General features: G+C 50.3%; 22 protein-coding genes. 17 read left to right on the plus strand and 5 right to left on the minus strand.

All coding sequences use genetic code 11. From position 1 onward, the window contains the following. The first annotated feature begins 100 nt into the window (after nt 1–100). On the plus strand, nt 101–1,069 hold the full coding sequence (locus M2133_RS12880; protein WP_277466578.1) for a hypothetical protein: 969 nt from the start codon (nt 101–103) through the stop codon (nt 1,067–1,069). Nucleotides 1,070–1,278: 209 nt separating this feature from the next. Here M2133_RS12880 and M2133_RS12885 read toward each other — a convergent pair whose 3' ends face one another. Then, nucleotides 1,279–1,782: a GNAT family N-acetyltransferase gene (locus M2133_RS12885; protein ID WP_277466579.1), complete on the minus strand. Its 504-nt coding sequence runs from the start codon at nt 1,780–1,782 to the stop codon at nt 1,279–1,281. A gap of 165 nt (nt 1,783–1,947) precedes the next feature. On the opposite strand from M2133_RS12885, the gene M2133_RS12890 reads away from it, so the two are divergent. The 9 genes from M2133_RS12890 to M2133_RS12930 all read left to right on the plus strand — a co-directional run bounded on the left by M2133_RS12890 (nt 1,948) and on the right by M2133_RS12930 (nt 12,827). Then, nucleotides 1,948–2,538, plus strand: a complete 591-nt coding sequence (locus M2133_RS12890) for a hypothetical protein (protein ID WP_277466580.1) — start codon at nt 1,948–1,950, stop codon at nt 2,536–2,538. Nucleotide 2,539: 1 nt separating this feature from the next. Next, entirely contained in the window at nt 2,540–3,412 is an 873-nt protein-coding gene (locus M2133_RS12895; protein WP_277466581.1) for a DUF2764 domain-containing protein, read from the plus strand. 7 nt (nt 3,413–3,419) lie between these two features. Then, nucleotides 3,420–5,177: a V-type ATP synthase subunit A gene (locus M2133_RS12900; protein WP_277466582.1), complete on the plus strand. Its 1,758-nt coding sequence runs from the start codon at nt 3,420–3,422 to the stop codon at nt 5,175–5,177. Between the two features lie 93 nt (nt 5,178–5,270). Beyond that, nucleotides 5,271–6,581, plus strand: a complete 1,311-nt coding sequence (locus M2133_RS12905; RefSeq protein ID WP_277466583.1) for a V-type ATP synthase subunit B — start codon at nt 5,271–5,273, stop codon at nt 6,579–6,581. A gap of 187 nt (nt 6,582–6,768) precedes the next feature. Next, the gene (locus tag M2133_RS12910; protein ID WP_277466584.1) at nt 6,769–7,383 is read left to right on the plus strand and encodes a V-type ATP synthase subunit D; all 615 of its coding nucleotides are present in this window, start codon (nt 6,769–6,771) and stop codon (nt 7,381–7,383) included. Next, nucleotides 7,380–9,200 carry a V-type ATPase 116kDa subunit family protein gene (locus tag M2133_RS12915; RefSeq protein ID WP_277466585.1) on the plus strand — a complete coding sequence of 607 codons (1,821 nt, stop codon included), beginning with the start codon at nt 7,380–7,382 and terminating at the stop codon, nt 9,198–9,200. The genes M2133_RS12910 and M2133_RS12915 overlap by 4 nt, the downstream gene beginning before the upstream one ends. Nucleotides 9,201–9,317: 117 nt before the next feature. Next, a complete protein-coding gene (locus M2133_RS12920; protein WP_277466586.1) occupies nt 9,318–9,770 on the plus strand; it encodes an ATPase in 453 nt (150 codons plus the stop codon). Nucleotides 9,771–9,905: 135 nt separating this feature from the next. Further along, nucleotides 9,906–11,102 (plus strand): Xaa-Pro peptidase family protein, encoded by a 1,197-nt coding sequence (locus M2133_RS12925; RefSeq protein WP_277466613.1) that lies wholly within the window; start codon nt 9,906–9,908, stop codon nt 11,100–11,102. A gap of 24 nt (nt 11,103–11,126) precedes the next feature. After that, entirely contained in the window at nt 11,127–12,827 is a 1,701-nt protein-coding gene (locus M2133_RS12930; protein ID WP_277466614.1) for an alkaline phosphatase, read from the plus strand. Between the two features lie 24 nt (nt 12,828–12,851). On the opposite strand, the gene M2133_RS12935 is transcribed toward M2133_RS12930, so the two are convergent. The 4 genes from M2133_RS12935 to M2133_RS12950 all read right to left on the minus strand — a co-directional run bounded on the left by M2133_RS12935 (nt 12,852) and on the right by M2133_RS12950 (nt 17,751). Next, nucleotides 12,852–14,393, minus strand: a complete 1,542-nt coding sequence (locus M2133_RS12935; protein ID WP_277466587.1) for a CotH kinase family protein — start codon at nt 14,391–14,393, stop codon at nt 12,852–12,854. 214 nt (nt 14,394–14,607) lie between these two features. Continuing rightward, entirely contained in the window at nt 14,608–16,461 is a 1,854-nt protein-coding gene (locus tag M2133_RS12940; protein ID WP_277466588.1) for an FAD-dependent oxidoreductase, read from the minus strand. Nucleotides 16,462–16,475: 14 nt separating this feature from the next. After that, nucleotides 16,476–17,435, minus strand: coding sequence for an alpha/beta fold hydrolase (locus M2133_RS12945; RefSeq protein ID WP_277466589.1), 960 nt, complete (start codon nt 17,433–17,435; stop codon nt 16,476–16,478). 52 nt (nt 17,436–17,487) lie between these two features. Continuing rightward, nucleotides 17,488–17,751: a DUF2089 family protein gene (locus tag M2133_RS12950; RefSeq protein ID WP_277466590.1), complete on the minus strand. Its 264-nt coding sequence runs from the start codon at nt 17,749–17,751 to the stop codon at nt 17,488–17,490. Nucleotides 17,752–18,545: 794 nt separating this feature from the next. On the opposite strand from M2133_RS12950, the gene M2133_RS12955 reads away from it, so the two are divergent. The 7 genes from M2133_RS12955 (at nt 18,546) to M2133_RS12985 (ending at nt 24,527) form a co-directional block, all read left to right on the plus strand. Further along, nucleotides 18,546–18,779, plus strand: coding sequence for a 4Fe-4S binding protein (locus tag M2133_RS12955; protein WP_277466591.1), 234 nt, complete (start codon nt 18,546–18,548; stop codon nt 18,777–18,779). 132 nt (nt 18,780–18,911) lie between these two features. Then, nucleotides 18,912–19,997 carry a 3-methyl-2-oxobutanoate dehydrogenase subunit VorB gene (locus tag M2133_RS12960; RefSeq protein ID WP_277466592.1) on the plus strand — a complete coding sequence of 362 codons (1,086 nt, stop codon included), beginning with the start codon at nt 18,912–18,914 and terminating at the stop codon, nt 19,995–19,997. An 11-nt stretch (nt 19,998–20,008) separates the two neighbouring features. Next, nucleotides 20,009–20,179: a hypothetical protein gene (locus tag M2133_RS12965; protein WP_277466593.1), complete on the plus strand. Its 171-nt coding sequence runs from the start codon at nt 20,009–20,011 to the stop codon at nt 20,177–20,179. Nucleotides 20,180–20,209: 30 nt separating this feature from the next. Further along, complete coding sequence (locus M2133_RS12970) at nt 20,210–20,989, plus strand: thiamine pyrophosphate-dependent enzyme (RefSeq protein ID WP_277466594.1); 780 nt, start codon at nt 20,210–20,212, stop codon at nt 20,987–20,989. Further along, nucleotides 20,986–21,528 carry a 2-oxoacid:acceptor oxidoreductase family protein gene (locus tag M2133_RS12975; RefSeq protein ID WP_277466595.1) on the plus strand — a complete coding sequence of 181 codons (543 nt, stop codon included), beginning with the start codon at nt 20,986–20,988 and terminating at the stop codon, nt 21,526–21,528. The genes M2133_RS12970 and M2133_RS12975 overlap by 4 nt, the downstream gene beginning before the upstream one ends. A gap of 77 nt (nt 21,529–21,605) precedes the next feature. Beyond that, nucleotides 21,606–23,696 (plus strand): putative porin, encoded by a 2,091-nt coding sequence (locus tag M2133_RS12980; RefSeq protein ID WP_277466596.1) that lies wholly within the window; start codon nt 21,606–21,608, stop codon nt 23,694–23,696. Between the two features lie 6 nt (nt 23,697–23,702). After that, nucleotides 23,703–24,527: a transporter substrate-binding domain-containing protein gene (locus tag M2133_RS12985; RefSeq protein WP_277466597.1), complete on the plus strand. Its 825-nt coding sequence runs from the start codon at nt 23,703–23,705 to the stop codon at nt 24,525–24,527. Nucleotides 24,528–24,534: the final 7 nt, after the last annotated feature.

Here is a 24,534-nt window from a genome sequence, read left to right on the forward strand (position 1 = left end):
TTGTGGCATATTATGATTTATTTAGAACTAAAGTATTGCTTATCAAAAGAATAATACTTATATTTGTCAGTAAGGGATGTGTAATAAAAAGTGCTTTGCTATGAAAAATAAGAAGCTAAATACTATTTTTTTAGAAACGCTGAACAAAAGATTCCCCAACCGATCCGAATTAGCCGATATTCTGGCGGACTTACTCGATACGGATAAGACGTCGATCTACCGGCGGTTGCGTGAGGATGTCCGTTTTTCGGTCGATGAGTTGGGGAGTATAGCCAAACGGTTCGCGATTTCACTGGACGAGCTGATCGATAATGTCCGAGAGAGAGATTACAAAACCATGAAACTGGAGATGCCTTTTATCACCGATGAGAACGGCATCATATACGACCTATTGGAAGAGCAGTTGTTCTGTTCGGAGAAGTTTGTCAATGGGGAAGACTCGGAATTGGGTGCCGCATTGGGTATCTTAAACCGGGCTTTCTTTATCCATTACGACCAGCTTGCCCGGTTCTTCCTGTTCAAATGGGGGCGTTATTATACGGATCTGAATGATTTCAAACGTTTCGAGACGGTTGAGATCAACGACCGGTTTAAGGCCTTGCAGCGGATCGAAGGCGAAAGTCTCCAGAGATTCAAGAACACGTTCTACATCTGGGATATCCGGATCATACCCAACCTGGTGCGCGACATCAAATACTATGAGAGTATCGACCTGATCAATTCGACAGACACCCAATTGCTTCGGGATGATTTGTTTCAACTGCTCGACGACCTGGAAGCCCAGGTGGCGCAAGGCAGATACCAGGAGACCGGCAATCATTTTGAGTTTTACACCGCTTCGATGAATATCCATACCACCCATACGTATATGCATTCGGGCGACCATTGGGTGTATTTCCTGAATGCGTTTGTCGTGCGGTCGATGTACACCGTAGATCCGTTGGTTTGTGCCCGCATGAAAAACTGGATCAATACCCAGAAAGCCTCCTCGGTCCTGATCTCCGAGAGCGGCGAGAAAGAACGCCTGCAATTCTTCAACAAACAGCGGCAGGTGGTGGAGATGTTGTAAGTTTACTATTGGTCACAGATAATTCGACTCCACAGATCCCCAATGTTTCCCATAAGTCGAAAACAAAGCCCAGGGGATATTTTGAGTTACTCGCGCGGGTAAATGAAATTACTCGCGCGAGTAATTTTTTGAACCCTTTTACTCTCCCCTCAAAGGCGTATGGTTTTTAGGTTAAAATCCGCATAGTATTCCGAAAGATGTGCCGGTGGTCACTCGGATATATTGATCGACATGATATAATCGTTCATATAATATCCGTTGCCGATAGGGTGGTCGCGCGTGTCGATCACCTCGAAGCCCAGGTGCCGGTAGAAACCCAAGGCAGGGTTTTCCCGGTTGACATACAGGATGACCGAGAAAGGCTGGGCATGGATACTTTTCAGGTAGGCAATGCCCTGTTCGATCATATAGCGGCCCATGCCGGTGCCCTGTGTCCGGGGCAGGGCGTAGATCTTCTGGAAGATATAGGTGTGGGCATCCTGCTGTTCGATGGAGAGGTATCCCGAGGGGATATTATCGTGGGAAACGATGAAATACTGGTGCCCCAGTTCTGTGATCTGGCGGGCTATACTCTCCGGGGCATACATCATATTGAACATATAGTCTAATTGCTCTTTGGAGAGTATATGTCCGTAAGTGTTGCCCCACACCTGGGAGGCTAATTCATTAATCAGGTAGCGATCATTCGGATCGGCAGTTCGAATTGAGAACATGTTTGCGTTGTTTTTGACCAAACAAAAGTAATAATATTTTTAGGCTAATTCGTGAAAACGATTAACTTTGTAGGCGTTTCCTTTCTAATTGCTTGGGAAAGAGCAGAAAGGAAAACAAAGGCGCTCAAGAGCTTTAAACGACTAATAACATTTAATATATTCGAGATGGATACAAAGATTCAGGAACTGACTGACAAGATTTATCGTGAGGGTGTAGAGAAGGGTAACGAAGAAGCGAAACGCATTATCGAGGATGCCCAATCCCAGAAAGAGTCTATCCTTACCGGTGCGCAGAGCGAGGCCAAGCAGATTCTTGCTGAGGCGGAGAAGAAAGCGGCTGAGTTGAAAAAGAATACGGAAGCGGAATTAAAGCTGTTTGCCAACCAGGCCGTAGGGGCTTTGAAGAGCGAAGTGACCAATATGATCACCGGAGAGATCACCTCTTCGAACGTGAAGGCTGCCGTGACCGATAAAGATTTTATGCAAAAGGTTATTCTGGAGATGGCTCGGGAGTGGGCCAAGACCGGCGCGTTGACGGTTCAGACGGCGAATGCCAAGGAACTGACCGCCTATTTCGAAGCGAACGCGAAAGAACTACTGAATAAAGGAATTAAAATAGAACAGGTCAGTGGGAAAGCCGCCTCTTTCACGGTGGTGCCTGCCGACGGTTCGTATAAGGTTACTTTTGGAGAAGAAGAGTTTGTTACATTCTTTACCGAATTTCTCCGTCCCCAACTGATTGAAATGTTGTTCTGATATGGGTAAGTATTATTACTTAATAGCGGGACTTCCTAACATCTCTCTGGATGATAGCAAGATCCCCTTCTCTGTCGATGAATTTCGGGAAGAGTTGAAAGACGTGCTGACGGATAAAGACCGGAAGCTGCTCGATCTGTTCTTCCTGCGCTACGACAATCAGAACCTGCTGGATCTGTTGTTGCATCCGCAGAAAATACGGGACGCGCGCGGACAGTTTGCCGATGCCGACTTCAAAGCGGTGCTTACCGCCTTGCGCGAAGAGGAGCCGTTGGCGAAGAACGCCTTGCCGCCTTATATGATCGCTTTCCTGCGGGACTATCTGGCAGAGGAAGACAAAGAGGTGGTAGCGGGCCAACAAATCTCCTGGGAAGACCGTCTGGCGGGGCGTTATTACGACTACGCCATGCGTAACGCCAACCGCTTCATTGCCTATTGGTATGAATTGAACCTGAATATCAACAACGTATTGACGGCTATTACCGCCCGTAAGTACGGTCTGGATAAAGCACTGTATATTGTCGGTGACAATGAGATCGCCCAAGTGTTGCGCACGTCGAATGCCCGGGATTTCGGTCTGGGCGACGCGGTAGACTATCTGCCCGAACTGCAGCGCATAGCGGAAGAGACCGACCTATTGTTGCGGGAGAAGCGGCTGGATCAGCTGAAGTGGCATTGGCTCGACGACGAGACATTCTTTAAGACCTTTGATGTCGAGAGTGTGTTTGCCTATATATTGAAGCTGGAGATGATCGAACGCTGGACCTCGCTCGACCGGGCAGCCGGTGAAAAGACTTTCCGCGAACTGATCGGCGGCATGAAAAAAGGCAGTGATAATGCGTTAGGTGAATTTAAAAAGAACAATACTAAATAAATAATAAATGGCTACGAAAGGAATAGTAAAGGGGATCGTATCCAATCTGGTTACCGTAGAGGTAGATGGACCCGTTTCCCAGAATGAGATTTGTTATATCTCCGTCGATGGCGTGAAGCTGATGTCGGAGGTTATCAAAGTGATCGGCAAGAATGCTTTCGTTCAGGTCTTTGAAAGTACACGCGGGATGCGGGTAGGCGATGAAGCTGAATTTGAAGGCCACATGCTTGAAGTGACCTTGGGACCGGGTATGCTCTCGCGTAACTACGACGGGTTGCAGAACGACCTGGATAAGATGGAAGGCGTATTCCTCAAACGCGGGGATTATACTTACGCCTTGGATAACGAGAAGAAATGGGCTTTCAAACCCCTGGCGAAAGCCGGCGATAAGGTGATTGCCGGTGATTGGCTGGGTGAGGTGGATGAGAACTTCCAGCCCCACAAGATCATGGTTCCTTTTGTCTTTGAAGGAACATACACGGTCAAGAGCGTCGTGGAAGAAGGCGAATATACCATTGTGGATGATATCGCCGTCTTGACCAACGCGCAGGGTGAAGACATCAAAGTCAATATGATCCAGCGCTGGCCGGTGAAGAAAGCCGTAACCTGTTATAAAGAAAAACCCCGTCCGTTCAAACTCCTGGAGACCGGTGTGCGCACGATGGATACGCTGAACCCGATCGTTGAAGGCGGTACGGGCTTTATCCCCGGTCCGTTCGGTACGGGAAAGACCGTATTGCAGCACGCGATCTCGAAACAGGCGGAAGCCGATATCGTGATTATCGCCGCCTGCGGTGAACGTGCGAACGAGGTGGTGGAGATCTTCGCCGAGTTCCCACACCTGACCGACCCGCATACAGGGCGTAAACTGATGGAACGTACCATTATTATTGCCAATACTTCGAATATGCCGGTGGCAGCCCGTGAGGCTTCCGTGTACACGGCAATGACCCTTTCGGAATATTACCGGAGCATGGGATTGAAAGTGTTACTGATGGCCGACTCTACCTCGCGCTGGGCACAGGCGTTGCGTGAGATGTCGAACCGGCTGGAAGAGCTTCCCGGACCGGATGCGTTCCCGATGGACTTGTCGGCGATCATCGCCAACTTCTATGCGCGCGCCGGATATGTGGAACTGAATAACGGCAAGTCCGGTTCGGTCACCTTTATCGGTACGGTATCTCCCGCGGGAGGTAACCTCAAAGAACCGGTGACGGAGAACACCAAGAAGGTAGCCCGCTGTTTCTATGCCCTCGAGCAGGATCGTGCGGACAAGAAGCGTTATCCGGCGGTAAATCCGATCGACAGTTATTCCAAATACCTGGAGTATCCCGAATTTCAAGAATATATAGCGAAGCATATCTCTCCGACCTGGATCGATAAGGTGAACGAATGTAAGACCCGTATGTTGCGTGGGAAAGAGATCTCCGAACAGATCAATATCCTTGGGGACGACGGTGTGCCGGTTGAATACCATGAGATCTTCTGGAAATCCGAATTGATCGACTTTGTGATCCTGCAACAGGACGCGTTCGATGAGATCGACTCGGTCACCTCCCTGGAACGCCAGGAATATATGCTGGACAAGATCGTGGATATCTGTAATAAGGAATTCCATTTTGAGAACTTCAACGAGGTGTCCGACTACTTCAAGAAGATGATCAATATCCTGAAACAGATGAACTACTCGGAGTTTAAGAGTGAGAAATTTAATACGTTCAATGAGGAACTCTCTGAACTTATTCAGTTGAAAATTGAGAGTTGAAAATTAGAGATTAAAGTAAGAAGATGCTTAGTGAAGTTCTATTCATTTTCAACTTTCAACTTTCAATTTTCAACTTAAAAACAAAGTTTTTATATGAAGGCTTTTCAAAAGATATTTACAAAGATTACCCAGATTACAAAGGCTACCTGTTCGTTGAAGGCAACAGGGGTAGGGTATGACGAATTGGCGTCGGTCGACGGCAAGCTGGCTCAGGTAGTAAAGATTATGGGTGATGAAGTGACCTTGCAGGTGTTCTCCGGCACGGAAGGTATTCGTACGAATGCTGAAGTGGTCTTTATGGGCAAGGCGCCGACACTCAAGGTGGGCGACCAGCTGGCGGGACGCTTCTTTAACGCCTATGGTGAACCGATCGACGGTGGCCCTGTGCCGGAAGGGACAGAGGTGGAGATTGGCGGTCCCTCGGTGAACCCCGTACGCCGCGAGCAACCCTCGGAACTGATTGCCACGGGTATCGCGGGTATCGACCTGAACAATACATTGGTAACCGGACAGAAGATCCCGTTCTTCGCCGATCCGGACCAACCGTTCAACCAGGTGATGGCGATGGTGGCCTTGCGTGCCCAGTCGGATAAGATTATCCTGGGCGGGATGGGGATGACCAATGACGACTACCTGTTCTTTAAGAACACATTCAGTAATGCCGGAGCACTCGACCGTATCGTGAGCTTTATCAATACCACGGAAGACCCCTCGGTGGAACGTATCCTGGTGCCTGATATGGCGTTGACGGCAGCCGAATATTTTGCGGTGCAAAAGAACGAGAAGGTATTGGTCTTGCTGACCGATATGACCAACTACGCCGATGCCTTGGCGATCGTATCCAACCGTATGGACCAGATCCCGTCGAAAGACTCGATGCCGGGCTCTATCTATTCGGATCTGGCGAAGATCTATGAGAAAGCGGTGCAGTTCCCCGATGGGGGTTCGATCACGATTATTGCTGTGACTACGCTTTCCGGTGGGGATATCACCCATGCGGTGCCCGATAATACAGGGTATATCACCGAAGGACAGCTTTATCTGCGTCGCGACAGTGATATCGGTAAGGTAATCGTCGACCCGTTCCGAAGCCTCTCCCGTTTGAAACAGCTGGTTACCGGCAAGAAGACACGCGAAGACCATCCGCAGGTGATGAACGCTGCCGTACGTCTGTATGCCGATGCCGCCAATGCGAAGACGAAGATGGAGAATGGTTTCGACCTGACGGACTACGACAACCGTACGCTGGCTTTCGCCAAAGAATATTCCGATAAACTGTTGGCGATCGACGTCAACCTCAATACGACCGAGATGTTGGATGTCGCCTGGGGTCTGTTTGGCGAATACTTCAAACCCACGGAGGTGAATATCAAGCAGGAGCTGGTTGACAAGTATTGGAAATGAAGCATTTCCAATACTTGTCGAAATTGACAATTGATAATTGACAATTGACAATTAATAGTATTGGAAGATGAAACAGGATATAAAAATGAGCAAAATAGTTGAAATACGAAATGGACATTTAATTGTCAATTGTCAATTATCAATTGTCAATTGTCAATTTGAAAATGTCATTTTCAAATTGTAACGTATGGCAATAAAGTTTCAATATAACAAAACATCGCTTCAGCAGTTGGAGAAGAACCTGAAGATGCGTGAGCGTTCGCTTCCTACGATCAAAAGTAAGGAGAGCGCGTTGCGTGTGGAGGTGAAACGCACCAAGGATGAAGCGAAGGCATTGGAACTTCAGCTCGAGAATGAGATATTGGGCTATCAGAGTATGGTCGCTCTATGGAATGAGTTTACGCCCGAATTGATCGAGGTGAAAGATGTATCGCTTTCGTCTCGCAAATTCGCCGGTGTGATGGTTCCCGTACTGGATGATATTCAGTTTGCGATCAAGCCTTATAGCCTTTTCAATACCCCGTCGTGGTATACCGAAGGGATCGAATTGTTGAAACAATTGGCCCGCACAGGTATCGAAGCGGAGTTCGCGGGGATGAAGCTGGAGTTATTAGAACACGCCCGGAAGAAAACTACTCAGAAAGTGAACCTTTTTGAGAAGGTACAGATCCCGGGATATAAAGATGCGATCCGGAAAGTGAAGCGTTACATGGAAGACGAAGAGAGTCTTTCGAAAGCTTCACAGAAGATCATGCGAACGAACCTGGAGAAACGGCAACAAAAAGAGGAGGAAGTATTATGATTGTCCCGATGAAGAAATATGCCTTTATGGTGTATCATAAGGAATACGACCGCTTCCTCACGGTCTTGCGCGACCTGGGTGTGGTGCATGTGAAAGAGACCCAATCGATTGCCGATTTTGATAATCTGCAAAAGATGCTGGCCGAACGCAAGCGGGTGAGTACACTGATCCGGATGCTCGAGAAGCTGAACGGTGAACAGAAAGAGGTCATACCGGCACCGGCCCGCCAGATCGATAAAATCGAAGGCATGGCGTTGGCGCAAGCGATCGAAGAGCAGCAGGAAGTGAAAGGACGGTTACTGGCCAAGCGGCAGGCCGTATTGAAAGACCTCGATTATATGGAGCTCTGGGGCGACTTCGATATGCAGACCATTCACCGGCTGCGCGAAGAAGGCTATGTGGTTTCGTTCTTCTCTTGTCCGACCTCGCGTTACGAACCTTCGTGGGGCGAAGAGTATAATGCTTTTCTGGTGAATAACTTCCAGTCGGTGACCTACTTCGTGACCGTCACCCAAGGGAAGGCGCCGGCCGATATCGATGCCGAGCGGGCGAAGATGCCGGAAGTGGGACTCTCGCAGTTGCACCGGCAGCGCGAGCAGATCAATGAAGAGATCCGGCAGGCCGATGAGCAGATGATGGCGATGGCCGCCGCGGAGATCCATACGCTTAAGGAGCTGGATAAGATCCTGCAGGATGAGTTCAACCTGGCGCATACGCTTGTGCAGACCGGACGTGAGGCCGACGACAAACTGATGTGTCTCGAAGGCTGGGTGACCGAAGATAAAGCGGTAGCGATGGGAGAAGGGCTGGATAAAGAAGGTTTCTTCTATCAACAGCTCGAGATACAGGACGACGATAAGATCCCTATCAAACTAAAGAATAACAGCTATACGAAATTGTTCGAACCGATTACAGAGATGTACTCCCTGCCGAATTACAAGGAGTTCGACCCGACACCATTCGTGGCGCCTTTCTTTATGCTGTTCTTCGGACTTTGTTTTGGCGACGGCGGCTATGGCTTATTGATCCTGTTATTGTGTACGTTCCTCAAACGCAAAGCGAGCGAAGGCGTCCGGCCTTTCCTGACATTGTTCCAATGGTTGGGCGGCATGACGGTAGTGGTCGGTGCATTGACCGGCTCGTTCTTTGGTATTGCCCTGGTGGATATTCCGCAGTTTGCCGCCGTGAAGGACTATTTCCTGAGTAGCGACAACCTGATGACCCTCTCGATCATTATCGGGATCATCCATATTGTCTACGCCAAAGCGATCGGCGCGTATAAGGTAAAGGTGCAGCGCGGCTTCAAGTATAGCCTGGCTTCTTTTGCCTGGGTGTTTGTGATTGCGGCGTTGGCGTGTGTGTTCGGCCTTCCGATGCTGGAGGTGCATTTGCCGGAACCGCTTGTCTATACCTTGTATGGGATAGCGGCGCTGGGCCTTGTGATCGCGCTCTTGTACAATACGCCGGGCAAGAACATTCTCTTGAACTTCGGTGCCGGCTTGTGGAATACCTACAATATGGTCTTCGGCTTGTTGGGCGATGTATTGTCGTACATCCGTTTGTTTGCCGTGGGGCTGACGGGATCGATCCTGGGCGGTGTCTTCAACTCGCTGGCGGTCTCCATGACGGAAAGCCTGCCGGGCGTGGCACAGTTCATTGCGATGCTGTTGATCCTATTGGTAGGACACAGTTTAAACTTCGGACTCTGCATGATCAGCTCACTGGTGCATCCGATCCGTCTGGTCTTTGTCGAGTATTATAAGAATTCAGAATTTGAAGGCGGAGGCAAGGCCTACGTACCTTTTAAGAAAGCGTAGTTTAAAAGGAGTCAAAGGAGTTAAGTAGTTAAGTAGTCAAAAGAGTCGCAAAGCGAGTGAATGACTACGAATTAAGAAACAATATAAATACAATAAATAATTTAAAACGATTTAGTTATGGAACCAGTATTATTAGCTTACATTGGTATCGGTCTGATGACGGGACTATCTTTTATAGGTAGTGCTTATGGTGTGACAATTTGTGGTAACGCGGTAGTAGGAGCGATGAAAAAGAACCCGGACGCGATGGGTACGTATATCGCGCTCAGCGCCTTGCCGAGCTCACAGGGGTTGTATGGCTTCGTGGCTTACTTTATGTTGCAGAAGTTCCTTATTCCTGAAATGAGTATGTTCAATGCTTGCGCGATTTTAGGCGTCGGCGCGATGATGGGATTTGCCGCTCTCTTCTCTTCTATCCGTCAGGGACAGGTTTGTGCCAACGGTATCCAGGCGGTAGGCGCCGGACATAATGTGTTCAGTGCAACGATGGTAATGGCTGTATTCCCTGAGTTGTATGCGATCCTGGCATTGCTCGTGGTGATCTTGGTGGGGGGAACACTTCCGCTCTAATCAATCGATAAAATCAAAAAAAGAGGCTGTTCCGGTTGCGGGGCAGCCTCTTTTTTTGGTATTGAAAGCTTTCTTAACCTTTTCTATGATTCAAATGCACTAAATTTGGGGGCTTGTAGAAACAAACACCCGATGATGATACAAAAAGAGTTAAAAGAAGACCTGCAACTGAAATGGAGCCGGTTGCAAGAGGCCCTGTTGAAAATAAACGCTGACGGATGCCTTTTACATATGGATGTAAACCTGTTTTATGCGACAGGAAGAGTGTTTAACGGTTATTTTTATCTTCCGGCTGAAGGCGCTCCGTGGTTTTTTGTTTTGCGTCCGAACGGGCTGACGGGCGAAAGGGTAAGGTACATACGCAAACCGGAACAGATGCCGGAGCTTTTCGCCGAGCTGCAGATACCGATGCCACAAAAGCTGCTGTTGGAGGCCGACGAATTGACCTACAATACGTACATACGCCTGCAAACGGCGTTCCAGCCCCGGGAGACCGGGAACGCGACGCAAGTCCTCCGCCAGATCCGCAGCATCAAAACGCCCTGGGAGATCGAGCAGTTTCGTTTTTCAGCCAGGCAACATGCGCTGACGTATGCCGAAATCCCCGCCTGTTTCCGTCCGGGAATGACCGATCTGGAATTGCAATACGAGATAGAGGCCCGCATGCGCCGGAACGGTTCGATGGGACTCTTCCGTACGTTCGGCAGCAATATGGATATCTTTATGGGGAGCCTATTGGCCGGTGAGAATGCGGAGACCCCCTCCCCTTTCGACTTTGCGTTGGGCGGCGGCGGGCCGAATGCCTCACTGCCTATCGGGGCAAACGGCACCCCCCTGAAAGAAGGGACAGCCATCATGGTGGATATGGCCGGGAATTACACACCTTATATTACGGACATGACCCGTGTGTTCTCCGTCGGCAAGCTGCCCGGGGAGGCTTACCGTGCCCATCAGGTAGCCCTGAATATCCAACAGGAGATAGAAGAGATCAGCCGTCCCGGCACCCCGTGCGCCGAGTTGTACAACCGCTCATTGGCCATCGTGGAGAGAGAGGGGTTGAGTCAATTCTTTATGGGTACCCGGCAGCAGGCTAAGTTTGTCGGGCATGGGATCGGGATACAGATCAATGAGTTGCCGGTCCTTACCCCCCGCTCGAAAGAGGTGTTGGCGCCCAATATGGTCTTTGCTTTGGAGCCGAAGTTCGTAATTCCGGGCGTCGGGGCTGTGGGCATTGAGAATAGCTTCCGGGTGACGGAAGCGGGGCTGGAGAAACTGACGGTTTGCGAGGAAGCGATTGTTCAACTTCCTTTCGAACAAATAAATATCTTATAAAAAAACGAAATAAAGACAAGTATGATGAAAAGAGTAACGCTATTATTCCTGCTGTTGGCGATTGTGATTCTGCCGGCACAGGCCAACCGACCGGAAGAGGTTAAGTCGGTCAAGAACCTGATCGTTATGATCCCCGACGGGTGCTCGTTGCCCGTTGTCTCCGTATCCCGCTGGCTGCAATGGTATACGAATCCGGACAAGCCGAATCTGCATATCGACCCTTACCTGTCGGGTACGGTCAGCACCTTCTCGTCGAACGCGCCCATCGGTGACTCCGCGCCTACCACTTCCTGTTATATGACCGGTTATCCGAGCCGGACAGGCTATGTATCTACTCATCCCCTGCCCGATCCGGAGAATGATATCTACCCGATGGATCCGGCACGCGCCTACCAGCCGCTGGTGACCGTACTGGAAGCGATGAAGATGACCCAGCAGAAGGCTACCGGCCTGGTTTTCACCTGTGAGTTTCCCCATGCTACGCCGGCCGACTGCTCGGCGCACAGCTATCGCCGGGGGAATTATCATTGGATCGTTCCCCAGATGGTGCATAACGACCTGGATGTGGTGATCGGCGGTGGTGTTTCCCTGCTCACGGACGATCAGGAGGAATACCTGACGGCCAACGGTTACAAGGTGTACCGCAATAACCTGCAGGGTATGCGCGCCGACAAGAATGATAAGATGTGGGCGTTGTATGGCGACCGCGAGATGGCGTATGATATCGATCGCAATCCGGACGAGCAACCGTCGATCGAAGAGATGACCCGCCAAGCGATCGAGAAGCTCTCGCGCAACGAAAACGGCTTCTTCCTGATGGTTGAAGGCAGTAAGGTCGACTGGGCCGCTCATGGGAACGATCCGGTGGGTATGTGTACCGATTTCCTGGCTTTCGACCGGGCCTGTGGCGCCGCGTTGGAGTTTGCCCGCCAGGACGGCGAGACCCTGGTGATTATCGTGCCCGATCATGGCAATAGCGGATTCAGCCTGGGCAAATATGCTTGCGGCGGATACGATAAATTGACCAAAGATCAACTGTTTCACCAGTTCTCTCAATACAAACTGACGGCTGAAGGCTTCGCCCGGAAAGTGAATAGCGAACCTTATTCCGAGGTGCAGAACATCTTCCGCACGTATGCCGGCTTTGAGCTGTCCGAAGATGAACTCTACGCTTTGACGCATATCAAAGATTACAAAAACAGTCCGGTTCCCGCCGAAGAGCGCTCTTCCGAAGGGATCGAGCCGTCGCTCTACAGCGGTTCATTGACTTCTTTCATGGCCAAGCTGTTGACTTCCAAGACTTGTTTTGGTTTCACCACGGGCGGACATACGGGCGAAGAGGTTTTCATCGCTTCGTACCATCCGAAAGGCACACCGCCGATGGGACGCCGCACCAATGTGGAGCTCAATCAGTATATGTGCCAGGCCGTCGGCCTTCCGGTGACGTTAGACGAATTGAGCCACCAGGTTTTTGCCCGCCATACGGATGTGTTCCGCGATTACACCTGCGAAATAATGGTATCGAAGCATGAGAAAGACTCACCGACCCTGATTGTCAAGAACAAGAAGAATAAAAACAAACAACTGACCATCACCCCGTTCACCAACATCGTGAAGGTGGGGCGCAAGGCTCAGGAAGAGATTCGTCTGAACTCCGTAATTGTCTATGTCGACGCCAATGATACATTCTATCTGCCGACAAGCCTGGCAGAGTATCTGAAATAAAACAAAAGAGACGAGAGTAAGCGATCAAAAGGCATTGATCTGTGTATTCAGTTGTTTGACCCGTTCGTTCCAGAAACGCTTCATCTGATCGATCTGCGATTGATAATCGGTAGCTCCCCAGACCGTGCCGTTTTGAAGCGCCGAACCTTCCAGTTTTTGCCCCATGGCTTCAATAAACGTGGCCATCGGGGTGATCTGTGTCGCGTAGACTGCGTTCCACCGGGCTTTGTATTCGGCCCGAAACGCGGGATCGTCGAAGAAACGGCAGAAGAACTGATGGCCTGTCCAGCCGTCCCAGCTATACCCCGGGCGCATCAGGAGCGTCCCGGCCTGGGAGAGCTGGAAATACTGATAATGATTGTCTTCCCAGCCGAAAGCCCAGTCGAAATCCCAGGGCGGGCCAAAACCGATCTTGCCGCCTTTGTCTTTATACAAATAGATACTTTTGGGGTGTTTGACTTCGACGTTACGCATCAATTCATTGACCAGCATATAGTTGATCATCACCTCCGTATCGATCAGCTCCCGGTAGTTGTTTGCCGGAAAAGCCTCGTCGAACAAGGCGGCTTCGAGTGCATGGATCGCCGCGCTGACAAACGACAGGTCGAGCCCGGGATGATCGCCCAGGTCGGGCGACTTGATCATGATCGGCAGTCCCAGCCGGTTGGTCCGAAACTTCGGATCTTCATCGTAGTATTGATCCATCTCGACCAGGAAACCTTCCGTCTCACTGACATTCACCCGGCTTTTCTTCACCTGTACCTGCTCGGTCAGCATATAACTGCCCTGATACGTCCCGTTCAGATAAAGTTCCACGTGATGATAATGATTGGTAAAAGGCAATCCCAAGCGTTGACCCAGCTCGAACGCCACCGTATTCATGATCAGGGTCGGATCCTGGTAATTGGCCAACAACACCCAACTCTTCTCTTCGGCAAGCCCGAACAGGGAGGTTTTTTTATGGAACTTCAGGCGATAAGGCTTCTTGGGCATGCCCCAGGTGGTGTTGCCCCGCCCGCGGATCTCCGTTGTGGTCTGCAGGTTGTTCTTTTCGTCGTGGGGATCGTAGAGAAGAATGTCGGCATCGATATAGTGTTCTTTACTGGTGATCGCCTGCCGGTTTTGCGTTTCAATGCGCAGAACGGGAAGCCCCGTGGTCTGCGGCGAGCGGAAAAGGATCGTGTACGCGCGCGTTGAGCCATCTTCGGCCGTCACGGTATACACCACCTCCCGGCTAAAGTCCTGCACGGAGACTCCGCTGATCTGTTCCACCCCATCCACCTTGACCGTGCCTACGGCTTTGAATGTCGGCTTCAGCGCTTTCAGGTTATCCAGCCATAACGGAGTCGTAATGGCAATCACCTTCGCATCCTGCAGGAAAACGCCCTCCAGCTTGCCGGACAGTCCGGCATTGACAGCCGGTTCAAAACCAAATGTCTCGATTTTCTTCACGCTCCGGTCGGGCTCCGGCACGACCTCATCTGCCGGATCGCTCCCGCAACTCATACACAGGACCGATAGGATCAAAACTCCGAATATACAATAGGTTAACCGTTCTTTTTTCATGATTCTTTCCTTCCATTTTCCGCATAAAGGTAAGAATTATCTGCAGTCCGGCTCGTTTTTTTGCTAAGAGGTACGTCAAAAACAATTTTGAGGTACGTCAAAAATGATTTTGAGGTACGTCAAAAACGATTTAGAGGTACCTCTAAACAAAATCAGAGGTACCTCTATCTTATGTTCTCCGCCGGACTGGCATAAAAAGCGGGCGGAGAAGAGATTATTTCTCCCCTAAAGTACTGCCTTCGTTGTAGGTTTGATTGTTCGGAAGGGGAGCTTTGCCGACGCCCTGTTGCATCAGGCGCTGGAGCTCGGAGAGGTGGTATTGATAGATCGCGCGCGGCTCGGCGTTATGCTTGCGGCACAACGAAGCGGCCATGCCGACCACCTCACCCATCATGCCGGTGGTACGCATCACCCGGACGGTGCCCAGCGCGACGTGGGTCACACTGATATTGCGGCCCGCCATAAACAGGTTGTCCACATTGCGCGAATACAGGCAACGGTACGGGATCGGATAGGGATGGATCGGTGTATGCCGGGCGATCGATTTAAATTCCGTGCCGGGAAAGTTTTCCGTATTCTTCGGATCGGGATAATGCAAATCGATCGTCCAGGTGGTCGCTGCCGAGCCATCGGGGTATTTCACGAAGTCGACCAGGTCGTTCTCCGTCAGGATATGATCGCCCATCAGGCGGCGCGACTCCCGTTTGCCGGCGACGTAGGCGACCCACTCCAGCCGTCGGTTGCGAAACGGATCATTCTCGCGCAACCCATTCTTCAGGAAGCTCCAGTTCGAATAGACCACCAACAGACCGTAGTCGCGGATCCGCTCGAAGTCGTGGATCTGATCGAGGTTCATGCCCGTTTCCCACGTCCACTCGCCCATCGGCACCTTCTCGCAGTTCTTCTCGTTGAACTCCACCCCATACTGGAAACGGGGGAAGCCCGTCGCTTCGCCGGCATCCTCCGAATACCATTGCACGGAGGAGCCCATCGTCATGCGGTCGGCGACTTCGGGCGCCGTACTCTCATTGAATTCCGCCCGGCTCTCGCGTCCCATCTTCCAGTCGGCACCGGCCAGATAACCGATCGTGCCATCGCCCGTACAATCGGAAAACAGCGGGGCGCGGAAGGCCAATTCTTCACCCGTCTCGATATGTTTGGCCGTAACCGAACGGATACGCGAGCCGTTCATCTCGACGGCGATCGCCCGGTAGTTGGCAAAGAGCGTGATATTCTTTTCTGCGGCGATGATCCGGTCTTTCTTTTCATCCTCATACTGACTGGCCGGCTGTGCATTGCCGCCTTTCAGGGGGCCAAACTCTTTCTGCAAATCACCCAAGGCTTTGTAAGTGCCCGCTTCGATACGCCCGCCCAGATGCACGCGGATCTCCGAGCTATTGTTGCCACCCAATACCGGACGGTCGTTGATCAATGCCACCCGACAGCCCAGGCGAGCCGCCGCAATGGCCGCACTCATACCGGCCACCCCCGCGCCGACCACCACCAGATCGTACGTTCCCGCCACAGGCGTCGTCGCCGGCAAGCCCAACTGCTTCTTCCGGAATGCCGCCAGCGCCTCCGCTTCATCGGGCGGAAGCTCGCGGGCATCCGTCGTGAAGAAGAGCGCGTCACAGCGCCCGTTGAAGCCGGTCAGATCGTGCAAGCCGACCGTGATCTGCGCCTTGTCCACCCGGATCCGTCCGGCCGGCTGCCACGTCCAGGCATTACCCTGATGACCAACCGTCGCCGCAAGCGGTTCACCGTCGATCACCACCTGAAACTTCCCCGGTCCCTCCCCTTTGTGCCAGGGCGAAGTCCAATTGTAGGTCCGCACATAAACAAAATACGTCCCCGCCTGCGGCAACGAGATACCGGTCGACGCATCCTTCACCGGACTACCCAGCCCATGCGCCATCAGATAAGGCGACCCCATCAGATCCATAAACTGCTGATCCACCACCCAGCCCCCTTTATGGGCAAAACTCTCAGCCTCCAACAAATAATTAGCCGCCCCCGCCTGCCCCCCTACGAGCCAGGCAAAAATCAAAATACACAGATGCTTTTTCATGATCGTTTTTCATTTTATTCAATAAAATCCGTTATCGCTTGCAATAGATCCTTGTGCAGAGGCAGTTTGGGATCGGTATAAGTTGGCATTTGTTTGAGCTGGTCCGTCGTATCGCAGGTTTTGAGTACGTGGTTCATGCCTTCGAGAAGCAGTGGGCGGGCTTTCGGGTTGGCTTTGGCCAGGAGCTCCGCCTGGTCGATGCCGACCTGGATATCGGTCGTTCCCTGCACGATTAAAATGGGGATCGTCAGTTGGGCGATCTCTTTCTGCGGATCATACTGAAACCAGGAGATCATATAGGGCTGAACGCTCGGGCGGAAAAGCATATGCAGGTAAGCCGGCACATCGTCGATCGTTTGGCCTTTTTCCAACTGCTCGATATAGCTGAAGACCGTCTCTTTCAAGGTTTCCGGCTGAGTGGCCAATTGGCGCGTGAGCTGCTCGCGGAGGATATCACCGGCTTTGACACCGACTCCGGCCAGAGAGATATATTTGTCCACCCGCGGATTATTCCGGCTGGCCACCATACCGATAAGTGAACCTTCGCTATGGCCAATCACAACAACCTCCGAGAAACGTTTATCTCTGGAGAGCAAATCGATCCATTCTTTTACATCATTAATATAATGTTCGAAGCGCAGGTCTTTCTCTTCTCCACCGGCCGCGCGGCTTTCGCCAATGCCCCGTTTATCAAAAGCCAATGAGGCGATCCCTTTTTGATACAAGCCGTCGGCGATCATCAACAGGGAGTTATTTTGCATCTGAGGATTGTTCCCGTTCCGATCGGTCGGGCCCGAACCGGCAATCAACAAAGCCACCGGGATCTTCCGATCGGCCACCGGTATTTTCAATGTGCCTTTGATCTCACCGGTCGCCGTTTGCAAGGTAACCGGCTCTTCCGGAATCAACAGTTGCGCCGAAACAGAGAAAGAGACCAACAGTAACAAGACAAAGCATAAACTCTTATTTTTCATAATGTATCTATTTAAAGTGTTTTTTTAGACAGCAACTTATCTCCAAATCGGTTTACTGTTCATAACCTTCAATTTTTTTAATTATTTCATCCAATAGATTGCGCACCGTAGGGTAACTCAATCCCAACTCTTTGGCCATTTCCTTCAGGCTTCCGCTATTTTTCACAAACTTCAGGATAAAAGATTGTTCGGCAACCGACAACTTCGCCAGAGGCGGAAAATCGTACAGACCTATCACCTCCGTTTTACAATTCTCGCAAATCAGGCTTTTCACCTTCAATTGCGATTGACAACTGGGACAATTACATGGCAACATCTTAGTTTCATTTTATTTACACAAACGTAAGTATATTTTTAATATTATCAAAGCGAAACTAAATATTATTCAAATAAAACTTACTTTTCCCATAAGAACTATAGGGATAAAATCAAATCCGCCCCAAACCATGCGAGGTATTCAAGTTTCACCCGATTTGAAACCTACCACAGCTCCCTTTTTCAAACTACCGGTACTTTGCGCACAAACTACTAATATTTTGTCGACAAACTTCCGGTAGTTTGCGCGCAAACTACCGGAAGTTTCTGAAGAGAATATTAATACTTCATTTTCAATGGTTTATAATTCCACAAAATCCATTCGCTTGGCAAGAAAGGTGAAGGTGTTTTACCGCTTTGCGCCGCGTGAAGGCGAAGCCTGAACGCTTCCCCTCTCGAGAGGGGTTAGGGGTGTGTGACGAGCGGAGCGAGCACAAATAAACCAGAATACCTATCTGGTATTCAAAAGCATAATAGGACTTTTAGATTTGTTTTTGCTCGCCTACGGCTCGTCACACACCCCCAACCCCTCTCAAGAGGGGAGCTGGCTCGGCAAGCCTCGCATAGGGAAGGAATCCCCAATTCTCCCCTGGAGCCCGGCTTCAATTACATTTTGTAAGCAAACAAAGGTTAAACCCATAGGTGAAAGGGTAAAAACAGATCAAAACGCCAAAAATCTGCGGAGAATAAAAATAAAGTCACAAAAAATTTGGAGTTTATACTAAAGAATTTCGTTACATTTGTGCGTTTGAAAGATACGAATAGAGTTAACGTTAAAAAAAACACAATTAAGTTATGGCGAAAATAAAAGGAGCGGTTGTGGTGAACACCGAACGGTGTAAAGGATGCGACCTTTGTGTTGTCGCATGCCCATCGGACGTATTGGAGCTGCACCCGCGTGAAGTGAACAACAAAGGGTATCATTATGTCTACATGAAGAACCCGGAGAACTGTATCGGTTGTGCCAATTGCGGACAGGTTTGTCCGGACGGTTGCCTGACCATATACAAGAAGAGAATTGATAATTGATAATTGCTTTACGCTTCGCTAAGCGACCGTTGGTTGACAATTAACAATTGACAATTCAAAGACGAGAACGAAAAACGAAAAACACAAACGAGAAACACAAAACACAAACACAACAAAACAAAGACAAAGACAATGTCAGAAGAAATAAAACTACTTAAGGGAAATGAGGCCATCGCATACGCGGCAATCCGCTATGGTACGGATGGTTATTTCGGCTATCCGATCACTCCCCAGTCGGAAGTCCTGGAAACATTGATGGCCGAAATGCCTTGGGAGACAACGGGAATGGTTGTTCTGCAGGCAGAGAGTGAAGTGGCAGCCATCAATATGGTCTATGGTGGAGCGGCTACAGGTAAACGGGTGATGACTTCGTCGTCGAGCCCGGGTATCAGTTTGAAACTCGAAGGGATCTCTTACCTGGCCGGTGCCGACCTGCCCTGTCTGATCGTGAACGTGATGCGCGGCGGTCCGGGTCTGGGAACGATCCAACCCAGCCAGGCAGACTATTTCCAGACCGTTAAGGGTGGTGGTCATGGCGACTACCGGTTGATCACACTGGCTCCGTCTTCCGTACAGGAGATGGCCGATTTCGTAGGGCTCGGCTTCGACCTGGCTTTCAAATACGCCAATCCGGCAATTATCCTGGCCGATGGTATCGTGGGCCAGATGATGGAAAAGGTGGTGCTTCCCCCCTATCGCGCCCGCAAGACAGAAGAGGAAATCCGTCAGGAAAACCCCTGGGCTGCCCGCGGCAAAACGGCCGATCGCAAACCGAATATCATCACTTCGCTCGAACTCGACGCGGCAATGATGGAAGAGAATAACCTGCGTTTCCAGGCCAAATACAAAAAAATTGAAGAGAATGAAGTACGCTACGAAGAGTTCCAGTGCGACGATGCGGAATACCTATTGATCGCTTTCGGTTCTTCGGCCCGTATCTGTCAGAAAGTAGTGGAACTGGCGCGCGCCGAAGGCATCAAACTGGGTCTTTTGCGCCCGATCACACTCTGGCCTTTCCCCACGAAAGCGATTGCGGCGTATGCCGATAAGGTCAAAGGTATGCTTTCGGTAGAGTTGAACGCCGGACAAATGGTGGAAGACGTACGCCTGGCCGTCAACGGAAAAATAAAGGTGGAACATTACGGTCGTCTGGGTGGTATCATATTCACGCCGGATGAAATTCTGGAGGCATTAAAAGAAACGATAATCAATCAATAAAATTTGAAAAGATGAAACGAGGTAGCGGACTTGACGAATTACTAACCGTATTGTTTATGATCTTGGCCATTGCGGCTGTCGTTTGCTTTTTTGCCCTGGATGGGCGTGGCTGGTTCATGGGACTGGCGGGAGCAGCGGTGGTTCTTCGCCTTATTCACTATGTGCTCCGTTACATCGGATGATTCAATTTTCAACTTTCAATTCAATAGAATATGGAACTTAACGAAATAATAAGCCCGGAGAATCTGGTTTACGACAAACCCAGATTAATGAATGACAACCCGATGCACTATTGTCCCGGATGTAGTCATGGGGTGATCCATAAATTGATTGCCGAGGTGATCGACGAGATGGGACTGGAAGAAAAAACCATTGGCATATCCCCCGTTGGATGTGCGGTATTTGCTTATAACTATCTGAATATCGACTGGATCGAAGCGGCTCACGGACGCGCGCCGGCCGTAGCTACGGCAGCCAAACGCCTGAATCCCGACCGGATGGTTTTCACCTATCAGGGCGACGGCGACCTGGCGGCGATCGGAACGGCTGAAACAATCCACGCGGCCAACCGCGGGGAGAATATCGTGATTGTCTTTGTCAACAACGCGATCTACGGAATGACCGGCGGACAGATGGCGCCGACCACGCTGGAAGGCATGCCGACCTCGACTACGCCCTACGGACGCAGTATCGCATTGAACGGTCACCCACTGAAGATCGGCGAACTATTGGCCAAATTGGAAGGCACCTGCCTGGTGACCCGCCAGAGCGTGCATACGGCAGCGGCAGTCAAGAAAGCCAAAAAAGTATTGCGCAAAGCATTCGAGAACGCGATGAATAAAAAAGGGACTTCGGTCGTTGAATTCGTCTCTACCTGCGCCTCGGGATGGAAAACCACGCCGGACAAGGCCAACAAATGGATGGTGGAAAATATGTTCCCCTTCTACCCCTTAGGAGACTTAAAAAATAAAGAAGAAGGAATAGGGATATGAAAGAAGAAATAATTATTGCAGGCTTCGGGGGACAAGGTGTGCTCTCGATGGGAAAGATACTCGCTTACTCCGGTTTGATGGAAGGTAAAGAAGTGACCTGGATGCCCTCGTACGGACCGGAACAACGGGGCGGAACGGCCAATGTAACGGTGATCCTGAGCGATCAGCCGATCAGCTCGCCGATCCTGAATGAATACGACATTGCGATTGTATTGAACCAACCGTCGATGGATAAGTTCGAGAGCAAGGTGAAACCCGGAGGCATCCTGATCTACGATAGCTATGGGATTCACAAACCGGTGACACGGACCGATATCAACGTCTACCAGGTCGATGCCATGGACGCGGCCACGGAGATGAAAAACGAGAAAGCGTTCAACATGATTATCCTGGGCGGTTTATTGAAAATCGTTCCGATGGTCGAACTGGAAAACGTACTGCTGGGATTGAAGAAGTCGCTTCCCGAACGCCATCACAAACTGATCCCGATGAACGAAGCGGCGATCAAAAAAGGGATGGAAATCATACAAAAAGTATAAATCGGATTTACATAAAAGATTATAAAGAGAGGGCGTTTCTTTCGTGGGAACGCCCTTTTATTATATCTTTGCACCCCATGAAGCGGAGTCTCTTTATATGCCTCTTTCTGGCCGGATTCTGTATGACTATTCTGGCCCAACAACCTCCCCGCCGTGGTGGCGGAGGTGACGACGGACGTTCGTTCTCCTTATCCAGATTATCACATTCGGATATTGAAATACCGGATAGCCTGCTGACCGACTCCGTACAAAGAGAAGGCGTTGTGGCCTATAACCTCAGCCCCCGCCTGGGAGAAGCCTACATCGTGCCGATGGATACCAACCGCCTGAATTTCGCCAACAGCACCCTGGTCGAAGGGCGATCGCTCTCCGTAGGTTATCTCGCCAATATCGGTTCACCCGCCCAGAGCCGCATTTTCAGTGAACGGAAAGAAATGCGCGACTTTATCTTCGCCGAAGGATACGACTACTATATCACCACACCGGAGAACGCCTGTTTCTATGACACAAAGATCCCTTATACGAATGTGAGCTATACCATGGGAGGTTCCGACCAGAAAAAGGAAGAACGGCTCAATGGCGTCCTCACCCTCAACTTCGGGAAGCAGATCAATATCGGTGCGGAAATGGACTATATCTATAGCCGGGGACACTACAACTCCACGGGGAATAAATTATTGAGCTACCGCCTGTTCGGCAATTACCTCAGCGACAACTATGAACTCCGGGGCTATCTGAGCAATTACAATTTCATCAGTCACGAAAACGGCGGGCTGACCGACGACACCTACGTGACCGATCCGGATGCACACCAGGACGGCAAGCTGGGATTGGACACCAAAAGTTTCCCCGTCCGCTACAGCAATGTATTCAACCGGATACGCGGGAAACAATATTTCCTGACCCACCGTTACAATTTAGGATTCTACCGCACACTGGCGGAAACGGATGAAGAGGGCGAGCCGATCGAGAAGTTCGTGCCCGTCTCCAGCATCATCCATACGTTAGAGTATGAAGACAACCGGCGGCATTTCTATACCAGCAACCAGTCGGCTGCGGATGGCAGCTACGACCGGATCTATGGCCTTTCCAAAGAATTGCAGGACCGCCCTTCGGCATGGAATCTAAAGAATACGTTAGCGATATCGCTCAGGGAAGGCTTTCAGGATTGGGTGAAGTTCGGCTTGTCGGCTTTTGTCACCGTAGAGAAAAGACGGTTCAAGATGATGGACCTGCCTCCCGGAATGACTTACGATGAAAATATGTATATCCTGTCGCTACCGACCACCCTGTATTATCCCGGTTATACGGTGTACGATGAACTGTCGACCTACGTCGGTGCCGAACTATCCAAGCGGCAGGGAAGCATACTCACTTACAATGCCCGGGGAGAACTCTGTATCGTCGGCGATGATTTGGGCGAGTTCCGCCTGACCGGCGATCTGCAAACCCGTTTCCCCTTCTTGAAGAAAGACGCCGTGATAAAGGCTGAAGGATATGTCAAGAACGTAACACCGGCTTTTTACACGCGCCATAACCATTCGCGTTACTTTTGGTGGGACAACAATTTCAAGAACGAACAGCAAATCTATGCCGGCGGAAGCATCCATCTCGAAAGAACCCGCACGCTTCTTTCCGCAGGAGTAAACAGCATTCAGAATCATATCTACTATGGGAAAGCCGGAACACCCGAGCAGTATGACGGGAAAAACCTTCAGGTGATTAGCGCCCGGCTCAAGCAAGATCTATACTACCGCGCCTTTGGCTGGGAGAACGAAGCGGCTTATCAATACAGCAGCAATGAAGACGTGATCCCGCTGCCGCAATGGAGTTTATATACGAATATCTATTTCACGGTGAAGCTGGCTAAGGTGTTGACCTTGCAGTTAGGTGCCGACGCGCATTACTTCTCCTCTTACTACGCCCCTTATTACGAGCCGGCCACTCAGCAGTTCCAATTGCAGGCCGATGACGACCGGAGAGTAAAGATCGGCGGCTACCCGTTGATCAATGGTTATGCGAACTTACACCTGAAACAAGCCCGCTTCTTCATTACGGCTTATAACCTGGGAACCAAATTCCTCGATCCCGAACATTTCTCTTTTGCGCATTACCCATTGAATCCTTTCGTATTGAAGTTTGGTATCTCTGTGAATTTCAATAATTAAGTCCGGATGAAAACGAAGAAACTTCTTTCCCTGTATATTGCCTTACTGTTTGTCGTGGTATTGGGTATGTGTATCTTATTATTTACACAGAAGAAAAGTATTCCGGCGGAGAGAGACTTTGAACAGATCCGGCAAGAAGGCGTTTTGCGCATGATCACCGAATACAACCAGACAGGATATTATATCAACGGCGACACCATCGAAGGTTTTCAGTACGAACTGGCTCAGGCGATCTCGGAACTGACCGGACTGGAGGTTGAAATCCACCTGGAGATGAGCCTTTCCAAAAGCTTCGAAGCATTATCCGGGCAGGATTGCGATATCATTGCCCGCAATATCCCGGTGACCACGGAGTTGAAAGATCTTTATCTCTTCACCGACCCAACCGTACTCAACAAACAGGTATTGGTGCAAAGAAACGCTTCAAACAATGACGGTCTCCCCCCTATCCGCAACCAGTTGGATCTGGCTCAAAAGACGTTATATATTCCCCAGAACTCCCCGGCGCTTCTTCGGCTGAGGAACCTGGAACAGGAAATAGGCGATACGATCTATATCCGGGAAGAACCGCTCTATGCCTCGGAACAACTGATCAGTATGGTGGCGCATGGGGATATCGACTACGCCGTTTGCGATCAGCAAATCGCATTACGCGCCAAGCAGCAACTACCGGAAATAGATATCCAGACCGACATCAGCTTCACCCAGCTCCAGTCGTGGGTCGTGCGCAAAGACTCTCCCGTCCTGTGCGACAGCCTGAACACTTGGTTCCGCCGGATAAAAGAAAACGGGTTGTATAATCAAATATACACCCGTTACTATAAAAACTAATTAGGTA

Origin of the sequence: Parabacteroides sp. PF5-6, assembly GCF_029504695.1 — a bacterium.
Taxonomy (GTDB): domain Bacteria; phylum Bacteroidota; class Bacteroidia; order Bacteroidales; family Tannerellaceae; genus QVMG01.

What these genes read in the sequence shown, in the direction of transcription:
- M2133_RS12895 (WP_277466581.1), top strand. Translation starts at nt 2,540, where the DNA reads ATGGGTAAGTATTATTACTTAATAGCGGGACTTCCTAACATCTCTCTG.
- M2133_RS12980 (WP_277466596.1), top strand. Translation starts at nt 21,606, where the DNA reads ATGAAGCGGAGTCTCTTTATATGCCTCTTTCTGGCCGGATTCTGTATG.
- M2133_RS12950 (WP_277466590.1), bottom strand. Translation starts at nt 17,751, where the DNA reads ATGTTGCCATGTAATTGTCCCAGTTGTCAATCGCAATTGAAGGTGAAA.
- M2133_RS12890 (WP_277466580.1), top strand. Translation starts at nt 1,948, where the DNA reads ATGGATACAAAGATTCAGGAACTGACTGACAAGATTTATCGTGAGGGT.
- M2133_RS12920 (WP_277466586.1), top strand. Translation starts at nt 9,318, where the DNA reads ATGGAACCAGTATTATTAGCTTACATTGGTATCGGTCTGATGACGGGA.
- M2133_RS12955 (WP_277466591.1), top strand. Translation starts at nt 18,546, where the DNA reads ATGGCGAAAATAAAAGGAGCGGTTGTGGTGAACACCGAACGGTGTAAA.
- M2133_RS12960 (WP_277466592.1), top strand. Translation starts at nt 18,912, where the DNA reads ATGTCAGAAGAAATAAAACTACTTAAGGGAAATGAGGCCATCGCATAC.
- M2133_RS12915 (WP_277466585.1), top strand. Translation starts at nt 7,380, where the DNA reads ATGATTGTCCCGATGAAGAAATATGCCTTTATGGTGTATCATAAGGAA.
- M2133_RS12975 (WP_277466595.1), top strand. Translation starts at nt 20,986, where the DNA reads ATGAAAGAAGAAATAATTATTGCAGGCTTCGGGGGACAAGGTGTGCTC.
- M2133_RS12880 (WP_277466578.1), top strand. Translation starts at nt 101, where the DNA reads ATGAAAAATAAGAAGCTAAATACTATTTTTTTAGAAACGCTGAACAAA.
- M2133_RS12945 (WP_277466589.1), bottom strand. Translation starts at nt 17,435, where the DNA reads ATGAAAAATAAGAGTTTATGCTTTGTCTTGTTACTGTTGGTCTCTTTC.
- M2133_RS12965 (WP_277466593.1), top strand. Translation starts at nt 20,009, where the DNA reads ATGAAACGAGGTAGCGGACTTGACGAATTACTAACCGTATTGTTTATG.
- M2133_RS12940 (WP_277466588.1), bottom strand. Translation starts at nt 16,461, where the DNA reads ATGAAAAAGCATCTGTGTATTTTGATTTTTGCCTGGCTCGTAGGGGGG.
- M2133_RS12925 (WP_277466613.1), top strand. Translation starts at nt 9,906, where the DNA reads ATGATACAAAAAGAGTTAAAAGAAGACCTGCAACTGAAATGGAGCCGG.
- M2133_RS12985 (WP_277466597.1), top strand. Translation starts at nt 23,703, where the DNA reads ATGAAAACGAAGAAACTTCTTTCCCTGTATATTGCCTTACTGTTTGTC.
- M2133_RS12935 (WP_277466587.1), bottom strand. Translation starts at nt 14,393, where the DNA reads ATGAAAAAAGAACGGTTAACCTATTGTATATTCGGAGTTTTGATCCTA.
- M2133_RS12900 (WP_277466582.1), top strand. Translation starts at nt 3,420, where the DNA reads ATGGCTACGAAAGGAATAGTAAAGGGGATCGTATCCAATCTGGTTACC.
- M2133_RS12885 (WP_277466579.1), bottom strand. Translation starts at nt 1,782, where the DNA reads ATGTTCTCAATTCGAACTGCCGATCCGAATGATCGCTACCTGATTAAT.
- M2133_RS12930 (WP_277466614.1), top strand. Translation starts at nt 11,127, where the DNA reads ATGAAAAGAGTAACGCTATTATTCCTGCTGTTGGCGATTGTGATTCTG.
- M2133_RS12970 (WP_277466594.1), top strand. Translation starts at nt 20,210, where the DNA reads ATGGAACTTAACGAAATAATAAGCCCGGAGAATCTGGTTTACGACAAA.
- M2133_RS12905 (WP_277466583.1), top strand. Translation starts at nt 5,271, where the DNA reads ATGAAGGCTTTTCAAAAGATATTTACAAAGATTACCCAGATTACAAAG.
- M2133_RS12910 (WP_277466584.1), top strand. Translation starts at nt 6,769, where the DNA reads ATGGCAATAAAGTTTCAATATAACAAAACATCGCTTCAGCAGTTGGAG.